This is a genomic window from Actinospica acidithermotolerans (genome assembly GCF_018139625.1).
GTDB classification, from domain to species: Bacteria; Actinomycetota; Actinomycetes; order Streptomycetales; family Catenulisporaceae; genus Actinospica; species Actinospica acidithermotolerans.
Window position 1 is genome coordinate 65,383 of the sequence record NZ_JAGSOH010000008.1, and the last position, 22,263, is coordinate 87,645.

Consider the following 22,263-nt stretch of genomic DNA (forward strand, 5'->3'; position numbering starts at 1 on the left):
CTGCCGTGTACCTGGCGATCGTCACCCTGGTCCCCGGCTCCGGGACGGACGACATCGACATCAATGCCCAGATGCTGGTCGACCTGCTGTGGGCCGGCGCCCTGACGACCGACCGGATCGAGCACATCAGCGCCGCCGCCTTCCCGGACCGCATCGAGTTCGGCATCTTCCTGCACGCGGGCGACCAGCTTCACGCGGACCGCCTGGCGCGTTCAATCAGCGACCGGGCCTGCCGGACCGCCCCGCTGCTGCGCGGTTTCCGCCCCTCCTGAGCCGCGCGACTTCCAAGCCCGTCTCACGGATCTCTCATCCGCGCTTCAGGTATCTTCATAGGTTACCTTCAGCCCGCACACATCCCGCCCGCTCTTTCCCTGAGGGTCCAGCACCGCTTTTAACGGCGGCTGAAGCGGGCACGGGGCCGCCCGGGCGGCCCGCGACTCGCCGAGGTGATCCTCTGTGCATGGGGCCATATGCGAATATCATGGTCAGGGCATGTCTGCGGGAAGATGGACGAATGCCCGCCACGATCGCCCACGCGGAACGGTTGGCGCGATGGATATCGAAGATCGGCCGGAATCGGAGCTGAACGGCGCGCAGGCGGCGGGATCGGCGCCCGAGCCCTTCGCCGCGGGCGGATTCGACGCGGCCGACCTCGACCCGGGCCGGCTCGAGCGGATCTGCCTGTTCAACCTGCTCTCCGCGTCCGCCGACACGATCTTCTTCAAGGACCTCGAGTCCCGCTTCATCCTGGTCAGCCGGAGCGAGGCGGAGCTGACCGGCGCCGAGAGCCCGGCCGCGATGCTCGGCAGGACCGATTTCGACTTCTTCGCGCCGCAGCACGCCGCGGAGGCCTTCGCCAACGAGCAGGAGATCATCCGCACCGGCAAGACCGTCGTCGACCTGCATGAATACAATTCCCGGCCCGGCGACGACCGGGTGCTCAGCTCCACCAAGCAGCCGCTGCGGGACCTCGACGGCCGGATCATCGGCACGTTCGGCATCACGCGCGACATCACCGCCCGCCGGAGCGCGGAGCGCGAGCTGCTCGCCAAGACGGAGGAGCTCGACCGGATCGGACGCGAGCTGCGTACGCTGCTGGAGGCCAGCCCCGACCCGATGGTGCGCGTGGACCGCGAGCTGAACTACACCTACCTCAACCCGGCCGCCCGGGAGCTGGTCGGCGCCGCGAGCTCCGCGCTGATCGGCCGCACGACGCGCGAGCTCGGGCATCCGGAGGACGCCGTGCGGGAGTGGGAGGCCGTGCTGCGGCGGGTCTTCGAAACCGGCGAGGGCGCGGACGTCGAGCGCAACCTGGTGCTCCAGGGCACCACGCGGTTCCTGCACTCCCGGCTCGTGCCCGAGTTCGACGAGAACGGCGAGGTGGCCAGCGTCCTGGTGTTCAGCCGCGACCTGACCGACCGCAAGCGCGTCGAGGACGCCCTGGCCGAGCAGGCGGTGCGCGATCCGCTGACCGGGCTGCCGAACCGGTTGCTGCTGGTGAACCGGATCAACCAGGCGCTGGCGGCCATGAACGGGAGCGGGGATCGGCTCGCGGTGCTGTTTCTCGACCTGGACCGGTTCAAGATCGTCAACGACAGCCTCGGCCACGCGGCCGGGGATGCGCTGCTGGTCGGGTGGCCTCGCGGCTGCGCTCCGCCACGCGGCGCGCCGATGTGGTCGCGCGCTTCGGCGGGGACGAGTTCGCGGTGCTCTCCGAGCACCTGACCCGGCGGGAGGACGCGGCCGACCTCGCCGAGCGGATCAATCGCACGCTGGCCGAGCCCTTCACGTTCGCCGGGCAGGAGATCCACGTCAGCGCGAGCATCGGAATCGCCGTGACCGACGACCCGCTCACCAATGCCGAGGTGCTGCTCCGCGACGCCGACGCCGCGATGTTCGAGAGCAAGGACCACTGCCGGGGCGGCGGCGGATATCAGTTCTTTACCACCGCCGTGCGCGAGCAGGCCGTCTCCCGCCTGGCGGTCGAGACCGAGCTCCGCCAGGCGCTCGGCCGCGGCGAGTTCCGGCTCGTATACGAGCCCGTATACGATCTGCGCCGGCGGCGTCCGGTCGGCATGGAGGCCCTGATCCGCTGGCGCCACCGGCACCGCGGCCTGCTCGCGCCCGCCGACTTCATCGAGGTCGCCGAGGACACCGGCCTGATCATCCCGATCGGCCGCTGGGTCCTGAGCGAGGCGTGCCGCACGCTGGCCAGGTGGAATCGGCTCCGCGGCTCCGAGAAGCCCGGCTTCACCATGGCGGTCAACCTCTCGGCCCGCCAGATCAGCGACCCGACCCTCGTCGGGGATGTGGCGGACGTGCTGCACCGCTTCGACGTCGAGCCGCGTCGGCTCTGCCTCGAGGTCACCGAGACGGCGGTGCACGACGCGCCCCTCTCGGCCGACGGGGTGCTCGGCGGCCTGTCCGCGCTCGGCGTGCGCATCGCCCTCGACGACTTCGGCACCGGATACTCCTCGCTGCGCCACCTGCGGCGGGTGCCGGTCGACATCCTCAAGATCGACCGGATGTTCGTCAACGGCCTCGATCAGCCCGGCGAGGACCGGGCCATCATCGGCGCCGTGATCGCGATGGCGCACTCCCTGGGCATGACCACCGTCGGCGAGGGCATCGAGACCGAAGCGCAGTACGCGCAACTGCTCGAGCTCGGCTGCGATCTCGGCCAGGGCTACCTGCTCTCCCAGCCGCTGCCGCCCGAGCAGTTCGCGGACATCTACGTGGGAGCTTGATTCCGGCCCGAGCAGCAACCCACTGATACCATGCCAGCCCTCTGAGCTGCATATCCGCTGGAAAATCGGCAAATTCGGCGAATTCCCTTGCGCGCGGCGACCTCGAGGACGAGACTGGCCGGGTGACTTTCTTAGAACATGTGTTCGAATTAGTGGGCTTCGCATGAGGGGTGACACCGGCACGGAAACCGATACGCGGACAGAGCGGCGGCCTCCGGCCGCGCTTACGGGATCGGAGCCGGAGCCGGAGCCGGCGACGTTCGGCACGGAGACGCTTCGCGCACCTCTCTCCCGATCGTGGGCGTCGCTCGCGGGGCGGCGGCCGGCCGCGCGGGGGCGCGCTCGACTGCTGGCCGGAGTCTGCCTGGCCTTCTACCTGGGGCAGGGACTCGCGGGGACGGGGGCGCTGCTTTATCTCACCGGGCCGGTCCGGCTCTCGGTCGGGGCGGTCGGCGGGTGCATGACGAGCGCGGGGCTGCTCGGGCTGCTCGCGGCCGTCCCGGCGGGGCGGGTGTGCGACCGGTTCGGGCCGAAGCCCGTGTTCGCCGCCGCGCTGGCGGCGATGGCCGTGGCCGCATTCGGCTTTCTAGCCGTGCGGACCGTGCCGGAGGCGCTCGCCGTCGCCTGCCTCTACTCGGCGGCGTGTCAAAGTGCGTATACCTCGCGCGGAGCGCTGGCCGCGTTCGTCGACGCCGACGATCCGGCTCGGCTCAACGCCTCGCTCTACCGGGCCGGGAACCTGGGCTACGCGCTGGCCACGCCGGCCATCGGCGGCGCGGCGGCGCGCGGGACCGCGGCGGCGTACGTGTTCGTGCTGCTCGGCGCGGGCGCGGCGTTCGGCACGGCCGCGGTCGGGGGCGTCTTCGTCCGCGCGCGGCGGCCGATCGCCGGTTCCGACGGAGACGACGACGCCGAGCGCCAGATTCGCGGGCGACGTGCGGCGGGTCCGTTGCGCGATACGCGCTTTCTCGCGCTCACCGGGCTTTACGGGCTCACGAGCCTGCAATTCATGATCACCGAATTCGCGCTGCCGCTGTGGGTGGTCGACCACACCCGCGCACCGCGCATCGTGGTCGGGGTCGCAGCGCTGATCTCCACCGTCCTCGTCGTGGCCGTCCAGCCGATCGCCAGCCGCCGCATCTCGAGCACCCGCTGGGCGGCGTGGGCGATGGCCGCATCCGGCATCGCGGCCGGGGCGGGCTGCCTCGCGCTGGCCGCTTCCCAGGGCCGCGGCGCCAGATCGGCCGCAGCGCTGGTGCTGATCGGCGCCGTGGCCTTGGCGGCGGCCGAGGTCGTCCAGGTCATCGGGGCGATCACGCTGTCGTACCGGCTCGCCCCGGCCTCGGCCGTCGGCGTCTACCAGGGCGTATTCACCCTCGGTCAAGGACTGGCCATGGCCGCGGGCCCGGCGCTGCTCGCCCGCACGGTGCTGCGGCCGGGATCCGGCTGGACCGGCGCCGCGGTGCTGCTGGCCGTCGCCGGGCTGCTCGTACCCGCCGTGGCGGGCAACGGTCGCGTCCACCCGGAACCCGAACCCCGACCCACTGAATCCTAAGCACGGACCTCATCCCACAGAATCCTGAGGTAAACCCATGAATCCGCATGCTCTGATCCAGCGCCGGCCCTTGCCCGCAGCGCGCCGCGCGTCCGCCGCGGAACGCCTCGGCCGGGCGGTGATCGTCGATCCTTACAGCACCGGCGCGCACCTCGCGGAGGCCTTCGGGCGCCGCGGCGTCCAGGCCGTGGCGGTGCAGGGCTCGGCCCCGCCGCTCGGGCGGAGCGAGCGCCTGCGCCCCGACCGGTACACCGCGATCATCGCCGACGGCACGGACACGGTGGACGCGGCCCTGTTCCTGAAGGAGCTGGACGTGCGCCACGTACTCGCCGGCACGGAGTCCGGCGTCCCGCTCGCCGACCGGATCGCCTACCGGCTCGGGGTTCCGGGCAACGATCCGTCCACGTCGATGACGCGGCGGGACAAGTTCGCCATGGTTCGCGCACTCGCGTGGGCCGGCCTGCCGCACGCCCGCACGATCCTGGCCGACAGCGAGGGCGGCGCCCGGAAGGCGGCCGAGGAACTGGACAGCTGGCCGCTGGTGGTCAAACCGGCCGCCAGCGCCGGAAGCGACCACGTCGTCATCGCGCACGACATCGCAGCGGTCCGCGAAGCCGCCGCGGAGATCCTGGGCACGACCGACGTGTACGGACAGGCGAACAAGGCCGTGATCGTGCAGCGGTTCCTGACCGGCACCCAATTCGCGGTCAACTCGGTCTCGCAGCACGGCGTCCACCGCATCGTCGAGGTCTGGCACGACCGGCGAACGGACCTGGGCGACGGCCGGCTGATCTACGACCGGATGGATCTGCTCCCCCCGGACGACGAACTCGTCCCGATCCTGGCCGACTACGTGCGCGCGTGCCTCGACGCCCTGGGCATCGTCCACGGCCCGGCGCATTCCGAGGTCATGCTGACCGCCCGAGGCCCGGTCCTGATCGAGACCGGCGCCAGGCTGCAGGGCGGCGACTCGGTCCCGCTGATGCGCGCGGCGACGGGGACCAGCCAGACGGACGCCGCGGTGCAGGCCGCCCTCGACTCACCCGAAGCGCACGCGCTGCGCGCCCGCACCCCGTATGCCTACGCGCCGGTCACGCAGTTCTTCCTCCAGGCGCCGGCGAACGGCCGGATCGACGCGGCCGCGATCGAGCGGCTGCTGCAGATCCCCGGCGTCGCAGGGTTCGTCCACCCCCCGGCACCCGGCACGGCCGTGCGCCGGACCGTCGACCTGCTCTCCAGCCCCGCCACCCTGTACCTGTCCGGCGACTGCGCCCAGCAGATCGACGAGGCGCACGCGGCGGTGCGGGAGCTGGAGGCCACCTGCATGTATCACACCTGATTCGCCCCCTGACCGGCGGGAAGCGTCGTGCCCGGAGCGAGACCTCCGGGCACGACGCCGTGGTGGGGATCGCGGGGGCATCCACCCGCGTCACCGATTTCGCCGGTCATTCGCCGGTCAGTTGCAGTAGCCCGGGCCGTAGTCGTCGGTGAAGGTGGCGTTGAAGCCGCCGCCCCAGTAGATGCACGCGCCCGGGGCGTAGGTGTAGACCGGCCCCGCGTAGTAGCTGTACGACCCGACGTCCTCGGAACCGTCGTCCGCGTTGCCGCCCCACGAGGCGTTCGGACCGTTGAGGTAGGTGTACATCTCGGTCGGCGTGCCTACGTCGGCGACCTTGATGTCCACGACGCAGTCGGTGCCGGCGTTATACGAGACGTAGATGATCGAGACCGGGGAACTCGCCGGCCCCACCCCGTACGAGCCCAGCGGCGTGTAGCCCGAGCCGCAGATCGCGGCCGCCTGGGACGCGGAGGCGGCTGCCGCCGGACCGGCGCCCGCGAACAGCACGCCCGCGAGGCCCGCGGTCGTGGCGGCGGCGGTGGTGATGACGCGCCTGGTTCGAGAGTTCATGTCACGTGGCCCTTTCGTCTAGCCGCAGAGGACGGGGTATTCCCAGATCTCGTCGTCCACCGTGCCGCCGGCCACCTCGATGCAGGTGTGCGGCGCGTACACGTACACCGGTCCGGCGTACGAGCTGAAGCTCCCGTCGTCGCGCGGGCCGTCGTTCCCGCCGTATCCACCGGTCCCGCTCGAGTCCAGCGCGATGTAGACCCAGGTGTCCGTCGGAGTACCGACGTACGCGGTCTTGATCAGCACCGCGCAGTCGGTCGAGCCGTTGTAGGACACGTAGATGGTCCCGCCCCCGAGCCCGTACGCGGCGTCGGGCGAGTAGCCCGAGCCGCAGATCGACGCGGCGTACGAGGCGGAACTGGCGGCCTGCGCCGGTCCCGCGCCGACGACGACCGCGGTCGCCGCCGCGAGCGTGCCGAACAGGGCCAGTGCCTTGGCGCGCTTGCCGGACCTCTTCATGGTCGATTCCCCTCCATCGTCAGCCGCAGCTATGCGGGCTGTTGTCGTATTCCTGGGCGATCTCGTGACCGCTCGGATCCCACATGTCCACTTCCTCCCAGACGCAGGAGCCGGCCCCCGGCTCGCTCACCGGACCCGCGTAGTAGCTCCAGTAACCCGGGTCGTCGGTGCTGCCGTAGTTCGTCCAGATCGTCAGGTCCATCCGCGTCGGCTGACCGACGAACACGTTCTTGTAGGCGACCTCGCAATTGGACGAACCGTCCCAGTACGTGTCCACGTACGCGACGACCGTGTTCGAGTACGCGCCTTCGCCGTAGAACGGCGTCGGCCCCCACACCAGCGTCCCCGAGCACGGCGACGACGCGCTCGCGCCCCCCGCGCCGACCACGCCGAGACCCCCTGCCGTCCCGGCGACCAGCACGGCCGAGAGCACGGCACGCGTGACCCGCCTCCTGCTCGCGTTCATCCACTCCCCCTCACCTCGACTGGGCACTGAACCACTTCCACGGTGCGGCCCGGATGTAGCAACCCGGTAGCGCGCCGGTAGCGCGGCGCCTTCGGGGCCCGGCCGGAAGGGGCGAGGCAGAACCCTTAGAATTACATGAAGAGACCACCCGGTAGGCAGCGAAACGCGCCCCCCGTCCAGACGAGGAGCAAGATGGCCCGCAAACCGCGGCCCGTGGATCCGACCGCGGGCCCCCTGCAGGAGTTCGCCCACGACCTGCGGATGCTGCGCGAGAAGGCCGGGAACCCCACCTACCGGTCCCTCGCCCAGTCGGCCGGCTTCGGCGCCACGGCGCTCGGCGAGGCGGCGGGAGGCGTCCGGTTCCCCAGCCTGGACGTGACCCTGGCCTACGTCGGCGCCTGCGGCGGCGATACCGCCGAGTGGGAGGTGCGCTGGCGGCAGGTCGACCGCCTGTTGTCAGAACCCGTAGATGTGGGGCAGGGCGCTGATGAGCGCCACGGTGAGGGCGAGACAGAGGGGGAGGACGAGGCCGCGGACGGCGGCGACGCGGAGGGCACGGTCGAGGCCGGGGCCGCGGACGGCGGCGAGGACGGGGACGGGGCCGTGGCCGAGCCTGCCGCGCCGGCCGCTCCCGCGGATCCCGCGCCGCCGCCCAGTCGCAGCCGGTCACCGAGATCGTGGCGGTCGTTGAGATCTCGGCCCTCGTGGCGCTCGTGGCCGGCGCGGGCGGCGGTCGGCGTCGTCCTCGTGCTCATAGCCGGGGTGGCGGTCCTGGTCTCGAATACGACCGGCCACGGCCCCGCACCGAAGAGCACCGCAGACGTCGACCACACCTGCCCCGCGTTCACCGAGGCAGGGGCCTTCGAAGGCGAGACCTACCTCCCGCAGACGGCCGTCCGAACCGGGCCGAGCACCTCCGCGCGGCTGGTGCGGAACCTGCCGCCCAGCTGCTGGATGCAGTTCACCGGCTACTGCCTCGGCGCGGTCGTGCTCGACCGGAACGACGTCGGGCAGCCGCTGCCCGACGAGCGCTGGTTCGAGATCGAAGGCGGCGATCTGGTGTCCTCGGCGGTCATCCACGGCAATCCTCCGGCCGGCCTGCGGCCGAACACGTGTCCCGGCTCCATCGCCGCACCGAAGTCGATCTCCCTCGGCATCGTCGCCGACCCGAACGTGCTCGGCTGGGCCATCCTCAGCGCGCACGGCAGCGGCGTGCGCATCACCGGGTACGCCGCGTACTTCGCCCCGAACGACACGCCCGGCACCGCGCCGGACTGGCATGAGATCGGCGCGCCGAGCTCGTCGACCACCGGCGACGGATTCAACGTGCCGTGGCAGTTCGGCAAGGCGGGTCAGGCACCGGGCACCGCGGCCACACTCGTCGTCGCGGCCGCGTGCCTGGCCGGAGACGCGCCGACCGACGTGACGGACGCCATCCAGGTGGTACCCGCGAATCCGGCGACGGCCAAGCCCGCTCTCCTCCCCGCAGCGACACTCGCCAAGGCAGCCACTGCCGCCTGCGCGATCCCCTAGGCCGGGTACCACTCCTCCAGCGACACGGGCGCCTAGCAACTCTGGAGCACCTGGTCGCCGGCCAGGATCCGCTCATGGAGCGCCGACAGTTCGGCGCCCGGCCGGATGGCCAGCTCGTCCGCGAGCATTCGCTGGACACTGCGATAGGCCGCCAGTGCCTCTGCCTGGCGGCCGCTGCGTACGTAGGCGACCATCAGCTGCCCCCACAACGACTCTCGCCACGGGTGCGCGGCGGTCAGTCGCAGCAGCTCGGGGATCGCCGCCTTCGACCGGCCCGCCGCGCAGTCGGCCTGCAGCTTGAGCTCGACCACGTGCAGACGCTGCTCCTCCAGTGCCGGACACAGGTCCCGCCGGAGGGCGTCCGAGGCGACGTCAGCGAGCGCCGGACCGCGCCAGAGCGCGAGCGCCCGATCGAGCAATCCCGCGGCCAACTCGGCGTCTCCGTCCCGCAGTGCCACTTCCGCCCGCCCACGGAGCCGATCGAAGTTGCGCACGTCGATCTCCTCGTCGGCGGCCTCGAACAAATAGCCGCCCGACGACGTGCGGATGCGCCCGCCGACCGCACCGATGCTCTTGCGGAGTCTCACCACGTAGTTGCGCAGGGTCACCTCAGCACTCTGCGGAGGACGTCCGTCCCACAGCGTCTCCACCAACTGCTCCACCCGCACGACCCAACCCGCGCGCAGCAACAGCGCCGCGAGCAGGGCCCGTTGCTTCCCGGAACTCACCGCGTGGACCGACGACCCGTCACTGACGAGCAACGGCCCGAGCACTCCGAACTCCATGAATCCGACTCCCCCAGTCATCCAACGGCCGCCTCTCGCCGTCCTCAGGAAGCAGTTCTAGCCCGCCGACCGTTGCACACCAACCGCCGCGGCCTGCTGTGCAATCAATTCAGTGCAATGCGCCGAGACTCCGTGGCGTAGCGCCTGACCCTTTGCGGCATAAGGGGCCGCTGCGAAGTACCGTGTAGAGGTACGGCACCGGACTTCGAACCGAGTGCCGGGGGCGCAGGGGGTGGCGGCAGTGGCTTGGGAAAGCTCAGGCGATCAGGAGGACGGCCCAGCGGGAGGAGATCCGCAGGACGCGATTCCGCCGGAGTGGATCCTCGAACTGGAGCGAGTGGCCGCTGAGGAAGCCGCCCGGCGTGCCGAGCGCAAACGCCGGATCACGATCATCTCGGCTGCCATACCGGCGACCATCGTCGTCGGGGTCCTGATCACGCTCGGCGTGCTCTCGATCCGGAAGCCGGGCCCGATCGTGCTGCCGAGCGCGGTGACCTCCTTCGCGAAGACCCTGCCCGCATCCCAACGCCCGAACGCGGCCGGCCTGACCGTAGTCGACGGCGAGTTCGCCCCGAACACCTGGCGCGTCGCCTGGGTGACCCAGGACGCCGGATTCTGCTTTGCGTTCGTCCACCAGAGCGAGCCCGCCCAAACCATGTGCGACGCCCCGCGTTCGGTCACCACCGCCCAGATGCGGATCGTCGGCGAACTCTCCGACGACGGCCTGAACCCGCCGGAACTCATCACCTGCGGATACACCACCGGCGCGGCCCCGTACGTAGAAATCAACCACGGCGCGGTCGTCGGAACGGTCACACCGATGACCGGCTCGAACCTGAGCGGCTACTGCCTTCAACTCCCCGACGACGTCGCCCCCGGCGCTCCGTTCAGCGTCACGACATTTATCGTGATCACCAACGAAAACCGGAAAGACGGGAGCGCCGGAGACGTGACAGCCACCTACCCGTAGGCTCTTCGCGCGGATCGGGTGAGGAAGCGGGTACATTTCCTGATGGATCCATCGATCGGCTCAAGGAGGGCTCGGGTGTCCGAAGAGCTGGGTCGCCCGTCGTACAAGGTCCGGCCGGCGACGCCGCCGAGTGCGCTGCCGCCGGTGACGATCGAGGACGCCGTCGGCCCGGGTCCAGGCGCGGCGGCTGACCGGCGTTCTCGCCGGGCGGCTCGCGGTCAAGGCTCGCAGCAGGCACTACGCGTCAAACCCGACGTCGCTCCTCCGGTGCAGGCGAAGGTAGCGAAGCCGGCGAAGCCGCAGAAACCGCCGAGGGAACCCAAGCAACCGAAGCCGGCGACGAAGGTGCGGCGGCAGGAGGACCCGCCTGCGGAAGCTGATCGGCAGGCGTACGCCCCGGTCAAGCCGGGACGCACTCTCGGCTACGTACTCTGGCAGGTTCTCCGGTTCACCGTGCGGGTGGTGTTCAAGCTGGTCCGGCTCATGATCAAGATCGCGCTCTCGCCGTTCCACGCTGCGGGCTGACGCTCAGTCCGGTATCAGCTTCGCCGAGTAACATTGCGCGCCGCTGCCGCGTGCGGCAGTGTGACTCCGGCGATCGCCCCGGTCACGACGTCGCGTGCCGTGTGCCATTCAGCGGCCTGGGTGATGGAGAGGCACGAGATGTCAGGCCCCTTTAAGCGTGTTGTCCGTGGCCGCGGAGCCGCCGGCGCGTGGAGGCCGGCGGCTGCCATGAGTGCTGTGGTGCTCGCCGCGACGGGTGGCGCTGTGCTCGGACTCATCCAGCCCGCCCCGACCGTGCACGGGTGCCATGGGACGTACGCCGTTTCCCTCCCCGCATCTCCTTCGACCTTCGCTCTCGACGCGACTTCCTGCACCAGCGTGGTTTCGGCGGGTTCGGCGACGACCTCGGCACCGCCGGCCTTCCCGACCGCTCCCCCGCTGACCGCGGACGGCCACCTCTTCGAGTCCTCCCAGCGGTTTGCGCAGTTCCAGACGGGCGGGTACGCGATGTCCAACGACGAATGGGGCACCGGCTACAACACCCAGACGCTGTGGGTGAACTCCTCGCAGAACTGGGGGATCCACGCCACTCAGCCCGACACCCCCGACGTGAAGTCGTACGCGAACATCGGCGTGAACCTCCACACCTCGCTCGACTCGCTCACGTCCGTCACCAGCAGCTTCAACGAGACCAACCCCGTCGGCGGCAGCTGGGAATCAGCGTACGACCTCTGGCTCGACGGCACCGGCATCGAGGTCATGGCCTGGACGTACGAGAGCGGCGGCGTTCAGCCGCTGGGCCAACCCGTCGGCACCGTCACGCTCGGCGGCAGCACCTGGACCCTGTTCGTCGGGAACAACGGGCACAACCCGACCTATTCGTTCGTCCGCGAGGGCAACGAGAATTCGGGCACCGTCGACCTTCTCAGCCTGCTGAAGTACCTGGAGAAGGCCGGCTACTTCTCGAACCCGGTGCTCTCGAGCATCCAGTACGGGTGGGAGATCACCGGGACGGGCGACGTCGAGAAGGACTTCACGATGAACGAGTACTCAGCCGCCATTGGTACTTCCTGAGCAAGAGGCCGTCCACGTCGAGGCCCCGGAGCCGAGGACGTGAAGACGGGCCGAGGACGAAAAGAACGGGCCGCGCACGGTGGTTCGTGCGCGGCCCGCTGTCGGTTACTGCGTCGTCAGTCCCCGAGGTCGGTCAGGAACTTGTTGGTGTACTCCAGCGCGGTTGTGCTGGAGACGGAGTTGCAGGTCGGGGACGCGTACGTGTCCGAGCAGGGGGTGTCGCGGTCCAGTGACCAGAAGTGCAGGCCGGCCAGGCCGTTGCTGACGGCGTACGACGAGAGCGTGTCCACGTCGGCCGCTGTGAAGACCTCGCTGGTGGCGTCGTTCATGCCGATCATCGGCGTGACGGCGATCTTGCTTGCCGGGATGCCGTAGGTGTGCTCGAGGTTCGTCACCGCCTGCTCCGCCGACAGCGCCATCTCGCAGCTGCCGTTGGACACGACGCACACGCTGCTGGACGCGTTGCCGTAGTCCATGGTCATCAGGTTGATGACGTAGTTGCTCAGGCCGGAGCCGAGCACCGCCTGGACGACCTCGTTGCCGAGCGAGTTCACGCCGCCGTAGCTGCCGTCGGACGCGCCCAGCGTGGCGAGCGTGAAGGAGAACTGCAGCTTCGGGTACTCGGCCTGCGCGCCCGCGGCGGCGGCGACCAGGTTCTGGATGTCGGACGCGCTCTGGCCGCCTTCGATGTCGAAGTCGACGCCGACGAGGTTGGGGCTGGCGTACCGGGCGATGAAGGACTCCATGCCGGACGTCGAGGCGCAGGTGAAGGTGCCTGCCGCGCCGCCGGTCGAGATGACGTAGTTCAGATTCGCGGCCTGGAGCTGGGGCACGTTCTCCGCGGCCCAGGTGGCACCCGAGGCGCCGCCCCAGGTCTCGCTGCCGCAGGTGCCGGTGGCGAACGCGACCGTGAGCGCGGGCAGCTTCGGAATGTACTGCGACACCAGGCTGCCGGAGCCGACCACCGGGATGGCGGACCCTTCGACGGCCGACTGCATCTGGTAGGTGTTCCAGTTCATGTTGATGGTGACGTCCTTGTACGGGCTGAAGAGCAGGCCGCTCGTCGAACCCGTTCCGGTGCCGCCGGAGCCCGTCCCGGTTCCGCTGCCGCCGGTCGACGTGCCGCCGGTCGAGGTGCCGCCGGTACACGCGCCGTTGGACGTCCACGGCTGTCCGGAGCCGCTGCCGCCGTTGTTGGTCGCCGGGTCGTTGCCCTGGGTCCACCAGTTGGCGGTGTAGTTGATCCCGTTCTCGCTGGCCTGGTTCCCGGCCGTGTAGACGGCGGTGGAGCTCCACGCCGCGGCGCACGTGGTGGCCGCCTGCGCGGCGGGCGCCGAGGCCGCCACCGCGAGTATCGATCCGCCGGCGAGCAGACCGGCCGCCGAACTGGTCATCAGTGCCGTCTTGAGCATCCGCTTTCCGAAGCGCATGAACCCTCCAAAGGGGGAGAGGGGCAGTGGGATGTGCGCACCTCGCCGCGCCAGTGGGTCGGCGCGGTGACCTTTTTGTACGCGCGACGGAACCGATTGGTCAAGACCAATTCGAAGATTGGTGCAGACCAATTTTTCGGGACGGGCACAGCGCGCGGCCGCGGCGGCCCGGCGGAAACGTTTTCCGAGGGCCGGATGGCCACGTCGCCGCCCCTCGACTCCCCCGGGCGGCGCCCATCAACTCTCCTGAGCCGCCGGCGCGCCCGGCACGGGTTCAGCCGAACAGCACGTCGCGGATCTCCAGCCGGGAGACGCCGTCGTCGTCGGTCGCGGGCAGGGTCTGGAACAGCGGGTCGAGGGCGTCGAGTCCGGCGTCGGCCGCCTCACGGATGAGGATCCGCACGGCGGCCGGCAGGTCGACGTCCGCGGCCCGCAGCCGTGAACCGTCGCCGTCGCCCGCGCCCGGCCGGCCTGCCTCGTCACCGGTGAGACGCGCGGCCGTGACCGGGTTGGGCGCGTATTCGCGGACGAAGTCCTCGAAGCGCTGCTGGCGGCCGTAATCCGTGCCACGCGGCTCGGTGCGCTCATACCGGGCACGCAGTATCGGGTCGGTCGTCAGCTCGTGCTCGGCCCACGCGACGAGCGTGCGCTCCTCATCGCCGCCGCAGGTGCGCGCGAGTTCGGCGGCTCGGGCGATGATCTCCTCGCGCGAGGCGTCCACGGACACGCCGAGCACGTGGAACGGATTCAGCCATGCGGTCACCGGTACGCTCCTCCCGGTCCCGGGCTCACGTACTTCATAAGCTCCCTGACCTGTTCGAGGTTCTCGCCGATCCCCGTCTCGGTCGGATCGAGGCGGCCCGCCTCCAGCAGCAGCCGCTCCGCGTCGAGCAGCTCCGGCACGAAGTTGGCGCGCTGCGCCGGGGTGAGCTCGATGCGCCTGCGGTGGAAGCTTATGACGGTGTCGTACACCCGGCTCATCTTCGCGACGCCCCGATTGTTGAGCTCGGTCGAGAGCATGCGCCAACCGTCCGGGACGAGTCCCATGATCACTTCGGCGTCGGGCAGCGAGCCGCGGTCCAGGTGCTTCCTGGCGACTTCGAGGCATGCCATGTAGGCGTCCCAGAGCAGGTCGGGCACGCGTTCGGCGACCGGGTCCCAGATCTGCGCGTGCTCCAGCATGCGGATGCTGTCATCCGGAGCGGCATCGAGGTTGAACACCCCGCGCTCGATGTAGTGCTCTGCGAGCGCCCTGACCTCGGGCACGTGGCTGTCCCCCGGTGTGTACATCGGCGCGAGGATGTCGACGAACCGCGTCGCGGACCGGATGACGTGCTCCCCCACCCGCTTGTCCTGCGTGCCGTGGGTGGTCCGCAGCCAACCGGTGTGCCATTCCAGCGCGACGCGGAGGACGTCGTTGAGACGCAACCCGAGCTGGGCGACGATTTCGACCTCTTCGATCGCCGCGCCGTAGTCGGCGACGACCGCGCGGGCGCGCCGCTTGGACGGTGCACGTTCGCTGAGACGGAGTCGGCCGGCGGCGATGCGCTCGGCCCCCCACTCCACCAGCAACGCCTCGGCACGCTCACTGATCGGGACGAAACCCGCGTCGGTCCCGATGTGTGCGGCGACTTCCGTGAAGGCGCTCGCGGCAAGGCGCCTGGTCGCCGCGGTCCCCTGCCGCACGTTGTCGAGGCAGTACATGTGCGCACGTACCGCGTGAAGATCCTTCTGTGCCAGCGACTCGGTCAGCCGCGCCTTCTGGCTCACGAGGAGTTCGTCGACCAGGTGGGTGCGAAGCAGGGCGTCGGCTTCCGCCGCGTGCGGCCGGTCCTCGAACAGACCTGACAGCTTCGGTTCCGCGAGCAGCAGCATCCACAGTGCCGTCGCGGATATTCCGGCCTGCACGGCCGACGCCGCCTTCGGGGCTTGGGCGAGTGCGTTCTCACGGCTCAGCACCGCGGCGGTGTGCCAGAGCTCGATGCCGCCGTCGCCGCCTCCGGCCCGGCCGGCGACGGCGAGCTTCCACTGGCCGGTGATCTGCTCACCCGGGCCCGCGTCGATCGCCGCCCGCAGATCGGGATTCGATGCGATCAGCGTGTCAAAGCTGGAATACCTGCCGGGCCGCTGCCGGCCGAGGATGGGCGATCCCGGAAACAGGGTACTGAGCAGCTTCTGGACGCGCTCGTCGGCTTCCAGTTGCCGGAGTATGCGCTCGGCGGGCTCCGGTATGTACGGAGCGGCCGTTCGCAGGTACTCGAGCAACCGGTCCCGCCGACCGCCGAGGTGGGCGAGGACCGCGCGGTGGTTGAGGAACCGGCCGTACTCCGTGCGCAGCAGCGGGAGCCGGATGAAGTCGGCGTCCGCGTCGTCCAGTGCGCGCAGCCACAGCTTGTCCGCGGCCTCGAACTCCCCGACGACGGTGGCGAAACGCGCCACGGGGTGGTTGTCCAGCCCGCCCGGTTCGCCGGCGTTCTCGGCGGCACGCAGGATCGTCGGCGCCAGCGCGGCGGCGAAGCCGGTCCGCTTATCGCCGCTCTGCCTGGCGACGTGTATCGACAGCACCGCGAGCGCGCGCTCGAGGTCGACGAGGTCGTTCACGTCGGCCGTGCGCAGCGCACGCAGCAGCACGTGCGCGGCGGCTTCCTCATCCGCGCCGGCACCCATCGTCGCGGCCAGCGCGAGCGCGGACTCGGCGCGGGCGGGCAGGTCGAGCGGAAGCGGGCTCGGCAGACGGCCGTGGCCCAACGCATCGCCGAGCAGGGCGGCAAGGGCCGCGTACTCCGGTCGGGCGTCGGCTCGTTGATGAGAACTCTGATCCGTGGCGGATCGCAGAAGTCGGACTGCCTCGGCCCGATCCGCATCCGGATCGCCGGCGGTGCCGTAGTCCCCGCCGAGAACCGCGTGCGTAGCGGCCAGCGCGATCAGCGGGTCGCTGGATGCCTCGAAGGTCTCGTCGCCCACGCGCAGATCGGCGCACGCGGCGGCACGTCGTGCGGCGGTTCGGATCTCGGGCGACGGAACGCGTTCGGCGAGGCCCGCGAGCAGTCTCGCCACCTGCTCGCATATCGCAGTGTCCGTAGTCAGCAGGGCGACGCGGACGAGGGCGTCAGCCAGCGCCACGTACTCCGGCGGGCATTCCCTTAGCACCGAGCGCGGCTGAACCGCCCAGCGGGAGATCGACTGGAGCAGCGGCGAATCCGTCGCCTCGGGAGTGAGCACCAGTTCGCCGAAGCCGAGTTGCCGCGCCGTCCACGGCTGTGCTGCGAACTCCTGCCAGGGCAGGGCGCCGTCCCCATCAGGGGTCGTAGTCGCGAGCAGACCGGCCGCGCGGGCGAGCGACGTGGTCTCGAAGCGGTAGGGCGCACGCCGTGACGCGCGGGCCAGGGCTTTGACCGCCTGCTCCGCACGGGACTTCGCGCGCCCGGCCCGCTCGCGCGACCACGCACCGGCCGCGTCTCGGAGGGCCAGCAGCCCGAGCGCGTATTCGGCGTGGGCGGAGCCGCGTTGAGCCAGATCCTCGAAGCGTTCGACCGCCTGCGCAAGTGCACCGGTCCGAGCATCGGTCCAGGCGAGAGCCAGCGCGGCCTTTGGCCCGGGCACGCCGTTCAACAACTCGCGGGCGTCGGCCGGCCGGCCGTCGTCGAGCGCGTCCACCGCGAGGATCAGTGCGGCGCGCTTCCTGCCGAGTGCGAGCGAGCGACGCAGCGCCCGCCTGGCACGATCGGGATCGACGGAGCGAACGGCGAGGCCCATCCACAGCAGGCGTTCGGCGGCCGGCAGGCGGGAGAAGAGCGGCTGGCGGATCAGTGAGCCGAGCGCGGGATCGTCGTCCCGGGCGACCGCCACACCGAGTGCCGTGCGCAGTGCCTCGAACAGGTCGGGGCGGGTCACGTCACCCGGCCTCAGCGTCGTCAGATCCACCGGCGACGCGGCCGCGCCCTGCGCGGCCAGCGCCTCGCGCGCCACCGCCACGGCTTGGAGCGAGGCGGGCACGAACGGAGCGTGTGCGAGTTTGGCCTGACCCGGTTCGGCATCCTGCAGCACGCAGCCGATTGCCCAGCTCCCGGGCTGACCCGCGGCGGCGGCGAATGCCTTCCGGATCGATTCAGCATCCTGACAGAGAAGGTTGGCCCAGGCCAGGTGGTAGACCACGTCGGCATCCGCCAGACCGCGGGCCGGCAGGGGCGCGAGGAAACGACGCGCCTGATCCGCCTTGCCGTCCAGCAGATGCGAACGGCCGATCGCGTACTCCAGCCAGGGGCCGGCGTCGCGTCCGGGTGCGATCTCGGTCAGCTGTGCCGCGCTCCACGGGGGCGAATCGACCGACACCTCGATCTCGGTGAGGCTCTGCGGCGCGTCGAGCCAGGCCAGCTGCCGACAGAGCGTGAGAAGCTCTGCGCAGCGCTGGTTCACGGACGTGGCCACCGATGCCGCGGAGACAGCGGCGGAGAATTCGCGTGCGTGCATGTGAGCGGCGACGACCCCGCGCAGCGCCTCCGCGTGCGACGCCTTCTGCTGGCGCACAGTCTGGAAGAAGTCCAGAGCCAGATGCGGCCGGTGCTTCAGCAGCAGCTCGCCGATCGCGACCGCGAAGACCGCGTCCGTGCGCGGCACCCGGTCGCCGAGCTTCATCGCGAGCGAATACGCTCGGCTCAGCCGCGCATCCCGGTCGCTGAAGCCGACCTGAAGTATGCGGTCGATCAGCTTCATGACTTCCGGCACCGGCCGCGACTGCGCCGCCACGTCGGCGTACACGGCGAGCTGCTCCTCGCCGACCGCCTCGAACCCGGCCAGGGCCGCCGCCGCTTGCCTGCGCTCGGCATCGGAGGGCAGGGAGGACCAGTACAGGCCGGTGAGCAGCTGGTAAGCGCGCCGCCGGCCATCGGCGCTGTGCCGGGCGAGCGACGCCTCGATCAGCGGCGACCACGCCTCCGTCAGACTGGTCCGCGCCGCGATCGCGGACTGCCGGCCGACGGCGCTCAGCCGCTCGAAGTCGTGATCGGTCAGCAGATCGGCGAAACGCGCGGCGAGCACGGAGTCCTGGAACGGAAGCCACAGGTGGGCCGCTCTGCCGGGCTGACGTTCGAAGCGCCGATAGACCGCGCGCAGGCGCTTGAGCGCCCGCGCCGAATCGGTCTGCGCGAGCGCCGCCGCCCACCGGTTCTCCAGCCGCCCCAAACGGCTGAAGTTGCGGCCGAAGGATCGCTCAGGCTGCATCGTCACCAATCCGTCCGCGCTTCCCTCCACTGAGCGCACACTACATCCACCGGCTGCCAAAGACGTCCAGCGGGTGCGGAGTGTTTCAGAACAAGGTCAAACGAGGTCATGGGCGTCCCCGGACGCCCTCTGGCGCTCCGCTGGGCCGGCGGGCTTGACCTGGAGTGCGCTCCAGGCGGCAGGGTTGTTCGGCATGGAGAGATTTCTGGGACGGGATTCGGCCATCGAGGTCAGCGCGCTCGGGCTCGGCTGCTGGGCGGTCGGCGGACCGTTCGCCGGCGGAGGATCCGAATTCGGCTGGGGAGCGATCGACGACGCCGAGTCCGTGCGCGCGATCCACCGGGGGATCGCGGACGGAGTGACGTTCTTCGACACGTCGAGCAACTACGGGGCGGGACACAGCGAGGTCGTCCTCGGCACCGCAGTGCGCGACCGCCGCGACAGCGTCGTGATCGCGAGCAAGTGGGGCTACACGTTCGACGAGGAGAAGCGGGAAGCCCTCGGTGAGGACGGCAGCGTCGGCTACATCCGCGAATGCCTCGAAGGCTCGCTGCGCCGGCTGGGCACGGACTACATCGACGTCTACCAGCTGCACATCGGCGACCTCCCGATCGAGCAGGCCCTCGACATGATCCCGACGCTCGAGGACCTGGTCGCGGAGGGCAAGCTGCGCGCGTACGGCTGGAGCACCGACGACCCGGCGCGTGCCGAGGCGTTCGCCGAGGCGGGTGCGCACGCGGCGACAGCGCAGTTCGACATGTCAGTACTGCGCGACGCCGCCGGAATGATCGAGACCTGTGAAAGTCTCGGCCTCGGCGGGATCGTCCGCGGCCCGCTGGCGATGGGCCTGCTCTCCGGCAAGTACCACGACGGCCGCAGCGTCGGCGAGCGCGACGTGCGCAGCCAGGGCCACGCCTGGATGACCTACTTCGGAAAGGACGGGCGCGGCGCCCCGGAGTGGCTGGCCGCGGTCGACGAGGTGCGCGAGATCCTGGCGAGCAATGGACGAACGCTGCTTCAGGGGGCGCTGGCCTGGCTCTGGGCGCGCTCGGAGGTCCTCGTCCCGATCCCCGGATTCCGGAACGAAGCCCAGGTCGCGGAGATCGTCGGCGCCCTCGCCCACGGCCCGCTCGGCGCCGCGGAGTTCGCCGAGGTGGAGAAGGTGCTCCGGCCGGCTCAGGGGTGACGGTGCGGCGGTGCGGCGTCCGCGGTTCCGGCCGCGGACGCCACATACGCCGCATCTGCCGCATCTGCCGCTTCTACCGCATCTGCCGCGGAGGCTGCACCCAAAGCATCTGCCGCGTCCGTTACGTCCGTTCCATCCGCCGCGCCCGCCGCATCCGCCCAAGCCCGCTGCGCTGCCGCCGCGCCGCGGTAGTAGGTGATCTTCTCCCGGACCTTGGCGCGCTGCTGCTCGAGCTGCGCCAGCTGGCGGGCGACGGCGCGGTCGTGCTCCTCCAGCAGCGCCAGCCGGTCCGCGATCGTGTGGTCACCGGCTCTGACCTGGTCGGTGAACTCCTTCATCCGGGCGATCGGCATCCCGGTGCCGCGCAGGCAGCGCAGGACGTCGAGCCACTCCACGTCGTCCTGCGTGTACCGCCGCTGCCCGCCGACGGCCCGCCGCACCGGCTCGATCAGGCCGATGCGCTCGTAGTACCGCAACGTGTCGAGGCTGAATCCGGTCAGCTCGACGATCTGCCCGGGTGAGTACGTCGAAGGGCTCATGCCCCGAGCATGCCATCCGGGGCGGCCTCGGGTCACCGATGATTCCGGCGGCCGCGCGCGGTGGTTGGATCCTCGGCCCGGTGGCATCCTGGAAGGTGCTCGCAAAGCACGTGAAAGGGATGATTTCCATGGCTGAGCACCCGCACGCCGCACTGGTCCGCAAGGGCTACGAGGCCTTCTCCCGCGGAGACATGGAGGCGCTCTCCGGGCTCATGACCGGAGACGTCACGCAGCACGTTCCCGGCACCTCCAGCATGTCGGGCGACTTCAAGGGCCTGGACGCGGTCCTGTCCTACTACGGGCAGCTCGCCGCCGAGACCAACGGCACCTTCCGCATCGAGCTCAAGCACCTGTTCGCGGACGGACGCGGCCACGTCATGTCGGTGCACCACGTCACCGCCGAGCGCGGCGGCAAGAAGCTGGACACGATGGGCGGGATCGTCTTCCGCATCGTCGGCGAGAAGGTCAGCGACCTGGACCAGTGCGAGGAGGACCTGGACGTCGCCGACGAGTTCTGGGCGTAGGCCGGCGGCTCGACCGCCGCCGTTCGGAGTTCTTACGAGCTCGTGACGGATGGCTGGTCGGCGGCCTGGGGGGCGTGGTGGCGGTTTAGGTTCGACCTCGGCAGTCCACTGAGGTCGCGAGGAGCTTCCATCATGAAGGTGCTGGTCACCGGCGCAGCCGGGTTCATCGGATCGCATGCGGTCGAGGCGTTCGCGGCCGCGGGCCACGAGGTGGTCGGGTTCGATGTGCTGCTGCCGGCGGTGCATCCGGATCCGGAGGCGGCCCGGGCGCGGATCCCGGACGGCGTCGAGCTGGTTCGCGCGGATGTGCGGGACGCGGCGGCCGTGCGGCGGGCGTTGGCGGGGGTCGATGTCGTCTGCCATCAGGCGGCCATGGTCGGGCTCGGGCTCGATCTGAACGACGCGCCGGACTACGCGGGGTGCAACGACCTGGGCACGGCGGTTCTGCTCGCGGCGATGGCCGCCGAGGGCGTCGGGCGGCTGGTGCTCGCCTCGTCCATGGTCGTCTACGGCGAGGGGCGCTACGAGTGCCCGGCGCACGGCGCGGTCGCGCCCGGGCCGCGGGTCACGGCCGATCTCGAGGCGGGGCTGTTCGAGCCGCCGTGTCCGCGATGCGGGCTGGCGCTGGCGGCCGGGCTGGTCGGGGAGGATGCGCGACTGGATCCGCGCAACGTGTACGCGGCGACGAAGGCGGCGCAGGAGTACCTGGCGACGTCGTGGGCGCGCGCGGCCGGTGGGACGGTGGCGATGCTGCGGTACCACAACGTCTTCGGGCCGCGGATGCCCCGCGACACGCCCTACGCCGGTGTCGCGGCGATCTTCCGCTCGGCGCTGGCGGCCGGCCGCGCGCCCCGGGTGTTCGAGGACGGCGGCCAGCGGCGTGACTTCGTGCACGTGCGCGACGTGGCGAGCGCGAACCTCGCCGCCGCGCTGTGGACCGGCAGCCCGGCGGCGGTCGCCGGCTCCGGCCGCGCGTTCAACGTCGGGAGCGGCACGGTGCGCACGGTCGGCGAGCTGGCTCGCGGGCTCGCGGCGGCGCTCGACGGGCCGGAGCCGGTGGTGACCGGCGAGTTCCGGCTCGGCGACGTGCGGCACGTGACGGCGGACAGCGCCCGGCTGCGCACGGAACTCGGATGGCGGCCGCGGGTCGAGTTCGCGCAAGGGCTGGCAGAGTTCGCCGCCGACGACGACAAGCCGGGGGCGGGCGCGGCCGCGAACGCAACCCCCACCGCGAACGCGAACGCCACCGCGGCCGCAACCGCGACGGCGAACGAAGCAGCAACTACACCCGCACCCGCACCCGCAGCAGCCTGAGGCCGTCGGCCGACGAATGCGGCGCGGCCGCCCCCGCCGATCCCGGTG

The 22,263-nt window shown here is 70.8% G+C and carries 18 protein-coding genes and 1 pseudogene; 11 read left to right on the forward strand and 8 right to left on the reverse strand.

What is annotated here, in order from left to right:
• Positions 1-5: 5 nt before the first annotated feature.
• The 4 genes and pseudogenes from KDK95_RS05365 (at position 6) to KDK95_RS05380 (ending at position 5,641) form a co-directional block, all read left to right on the forward strand.
• Positions 6-272, forward strand: coding sequence for a hypothetical protein (locus KDK95_RS05365; protein WP_212516882.1), 267 nt, complete (start codon positions 6-8; stop codon positions 270-272).
• A gap of 234 nt (positions 273-506) precedes the next feature.
• Positions 507-2,744 (forward strand): annotated as a pseudogene (locus KDK95_RS38115) (sensor domain-containing diguanylate cyclase); the annotation flags it as partial.
• Between the two features lie 166 nt (positions 2,745-2,910).
• The gene (locus tag KDK95_RS05375; protein WP_212516883.1) at positions 2,911-4,302 is read left to right on the forward strand and encodes an MFS transporter; all 1,392 of its coding nucleotides are present in this window, start codon (positions 2,911-2,913) and stop codon (positions 4,300-4,302) included.
• A 37-nt stretch (positions 4,303-4,339) separates the two neighbouring features.
• A complete protein-coding gene (locus KDK95_RS05380; protein WP_212516884.1) occupies positions 4,340-5,641 on the forward strand; it encodes an ATP-grasp domain-containing protein in 1,302 nt (433 codons plus the stop codon).
• A 117-nt stretch (positions 5,642-5,758) separates the two neighbouring features.
• Here the strand turns inward: KDK95_RS05380 and KDK95_RS05385 are convergent, their stop codons facing one another.
• The 3 genes from KDK95_RS05385 to KDK95_RS05395 are packed head-to-tail and all read right to left on the reverse strand — an operon-like array spanning position 5,759 to position 7,136.
• Entirely contained in the window at positions 5,759-6,211 is a 453-nt protein-coding gene (locus KDK95_RS05385) for a hypothetical protein (RefSeq protein WP_212516885.1), read from the reverse strand.
• Between the two features lie 18 nt (positions 6,212-6,229).
• On the reverse strand, positions 6,230-6,670 hold the full coding sequence (locus tag KDK95_RS05390) for a hypothetical protein (protein ID WP_212516886.1): 441 nt from the start codon (positions 6,668-6,670) through the stop codon (positions 6,230-6,232).
• Between the two features lie 19 nt (positions 6,671-6,689).
• Positions 6,690-7,136 carry a hypothetical protein gene (locus KDK95_RS05395; RefSeq protein ID WP_212516887.1) on the reverse strand — a complete coding sequence of 149 codons (447 nt, stop codon included), beginning with the start codon at positions 7,134-7,136 and terminating at the stop codon, positions 6,690-6,692.
• Between the two features lie 192 nt (positions 7,137-7,328).
• Between KDK95_RS05395 and KDK95_RS05400 the strand changes: the two genes are divergently transcribed.
• Positions 7,329-8,669: a helix-turn-helix domain-containing protein gene (locus KDK95_RS05400; RefSeq protein WP_212516888.1), complete on the forward strand. Its 1,341-nt coding sequence runs from the start codon at positions 7,329-7,331 to the stop codon at positions 8,667-8,669.
• Positions 8,670-8,701: 32 nt separating this feature from the next.
• Here the strand turns inward: KDK95_RS05400 and KDK95_RS05405 are convergent, their stop codons facing one another.
• Positions 8,702-9,454 carry an AfsR/SARP family transcriptional regulator gene (locus KDK95_RS05405; protein ID WP_212516889.1) on the reverse strand — a complete coding sequence of 251 codons (753 nt, stop codon included), beginning with the start codon at positions 9,452-9,454 and terminating at the stop codon, positions 8,702-8,704.
• A 241-nt stretch (positions 9,455-9,695) separates the two neighbouring features.
• Here KDK95_RS05405 and KDK95_RS05410 point away from each other — a divergent pair, with 241 nt between their 5' ends.
• The 3 genes from KDK95_RS05410 to KDK95_RS05420 all read left to right on the forward strand — a co-directional run bounded on the left by KDK95_RS05410 (position 9,696) and on the right by KDK95_RS05420 (position 12,002).
• Positions 9,696-10,424 carry a hypothetical protein gene (locus KDK95_RS05410; RefSeq protein ID WP_212516890.1) on the forward strand — a complete coding sequence of 243 codons (729 nt, stop codon included), beginning with the start codon at positions 9,696-9,698 and terminating at the stop codon, positions 10,422-10,424.
• Positions 10,425-10,568: 144 nt separating this feature from the next.
• On the forward strand, positions 10,569-10,949 hold the full coding sequence (locus KDK95_RS05415) for a hypothetical protein (protein ID WP_212516891.1): 381 nt from the start codon (positions 10,569-10,571) through the stop codon (positions 10,947-10,949).
• A gap of 207 nt (positions 10,950-11,156) precedes the next feature.
• Positions 11,157-12,002, forward strand: coding sequence for a GH12 family glycosyl hydrolase domain-containing protein (locus tag KDK95_RS05420; protein WP_212516892.1), 846 nt, complete (start codon positions 11,157-11,159; stop codon positions 12,000-12,002).
• A 116-nt stretch (positions 12,003-12,118) separates the two neighbouring features.
• On the opposite strand, the gene KDK95_RS05425 is transcribed toward KDK95_RS05420, so the two are convergent.
• From KDK95_RS05425 to KDK95_RS05435, 3 genes are all read right to left on the reverse strand, one after another.
• Positions 12,119-13,432 (reverse strand): carbohydrate-binding protein, encoded by a 1,314-nt coding sequence (locus KDK95_RS05425; RefSeq protein ID WP_212516893.1) that lies wholly within the window; start codon positions 13,430-13,432, stop codon positions 12,119-12,121.
• Between the two features lie 274 nt (positions 13,433-13,706).
• On the reverse strand, positions 13,707-14,195 hold the full coding sequence (locus tag KDK95_RS05430; protein ID WP_212516894.1) for a hypothetical protein: 489 nt from the start codon (positions 14,193-14,195) through the stop codon (positions 13,707-13,709).
• On the reverse strand, positions 14,192-18,712 hold the full coding sequence (locus KDK95_RS05435) for a hypothetical protein (RefSeq protein WP_212516895.1): 4,521 nt from the start codon (positions 18,710-18,712) through the stop codon (positions 14,192-14,194). The genes KDK95_RS05430 and KDK95_RS05435 overlap by 4 nt, the downstream gene beginning before the upstream one ends.
• A gap of 133 nt (positions 18,713-18,845) precedes the next feature.
• On the opposite strand from KDK95_RS05435, the gene KDK95_RS05440 reads away from it, so the two are divergent.
• Complete coding sequence (locus KDK95_RS05440; RefSeq protein ID WP_212516896.1) at positions 18,846-19,838, forward strand: aldo/keto reductase; 993 nt, start codon at positions 18,846-18,848, stop codon at positions 19,836-19,838.
• Here KDK95_RS05440 and KDK95_RS05445 read toward each other — a convergent pair.
• Positions 19,829-20,377 (reverse strand): MerR family transcriptional regulator, encoded by a 549-nt coding sequence (locus KDK95_RS05445; RefSeq protein ID WP_212516897.1) that lies wholly within the window; start codon positions 20,375-20,377, stop codon positions 19,829-19,831. The two genes, KDK95_RS05440 and KDK95_RS05445, sit on opposite strands and share 10 nt — an antisense overlap.
• Before the next feature lie 128 nt (positions 20,378-20,505).
• Between KDK95_RS05445 and KDK95_RS05450 the strand changes: the two genes are divergently transcribed.
• Positions 20,506-20,901, forward strand: a complete 396-nt coding sequence (locus KDK95_RS05450; protein ID WP_212516898.1) for a nuclear transport factor 2 family protein — start codon at positions 20,506-20,508, stop codon at positions 20,899-20,901.
• Between the two features lie 132 nt (positions 20,902-21,033).
• Positions 21,034-22,215: an NAD-dependent epimerase/dehydratase family protein gene (locus KDK95_RS05455; protein WP_212516899.1), complete on the forward strand. Its 1,182-nt coding sequence runs from the start codon at positions 21,034-21,036 to the stop codon at positions 22,213-22,215.
• Positions 22,216-22,263: the final 48 nt, after the last annotated feature.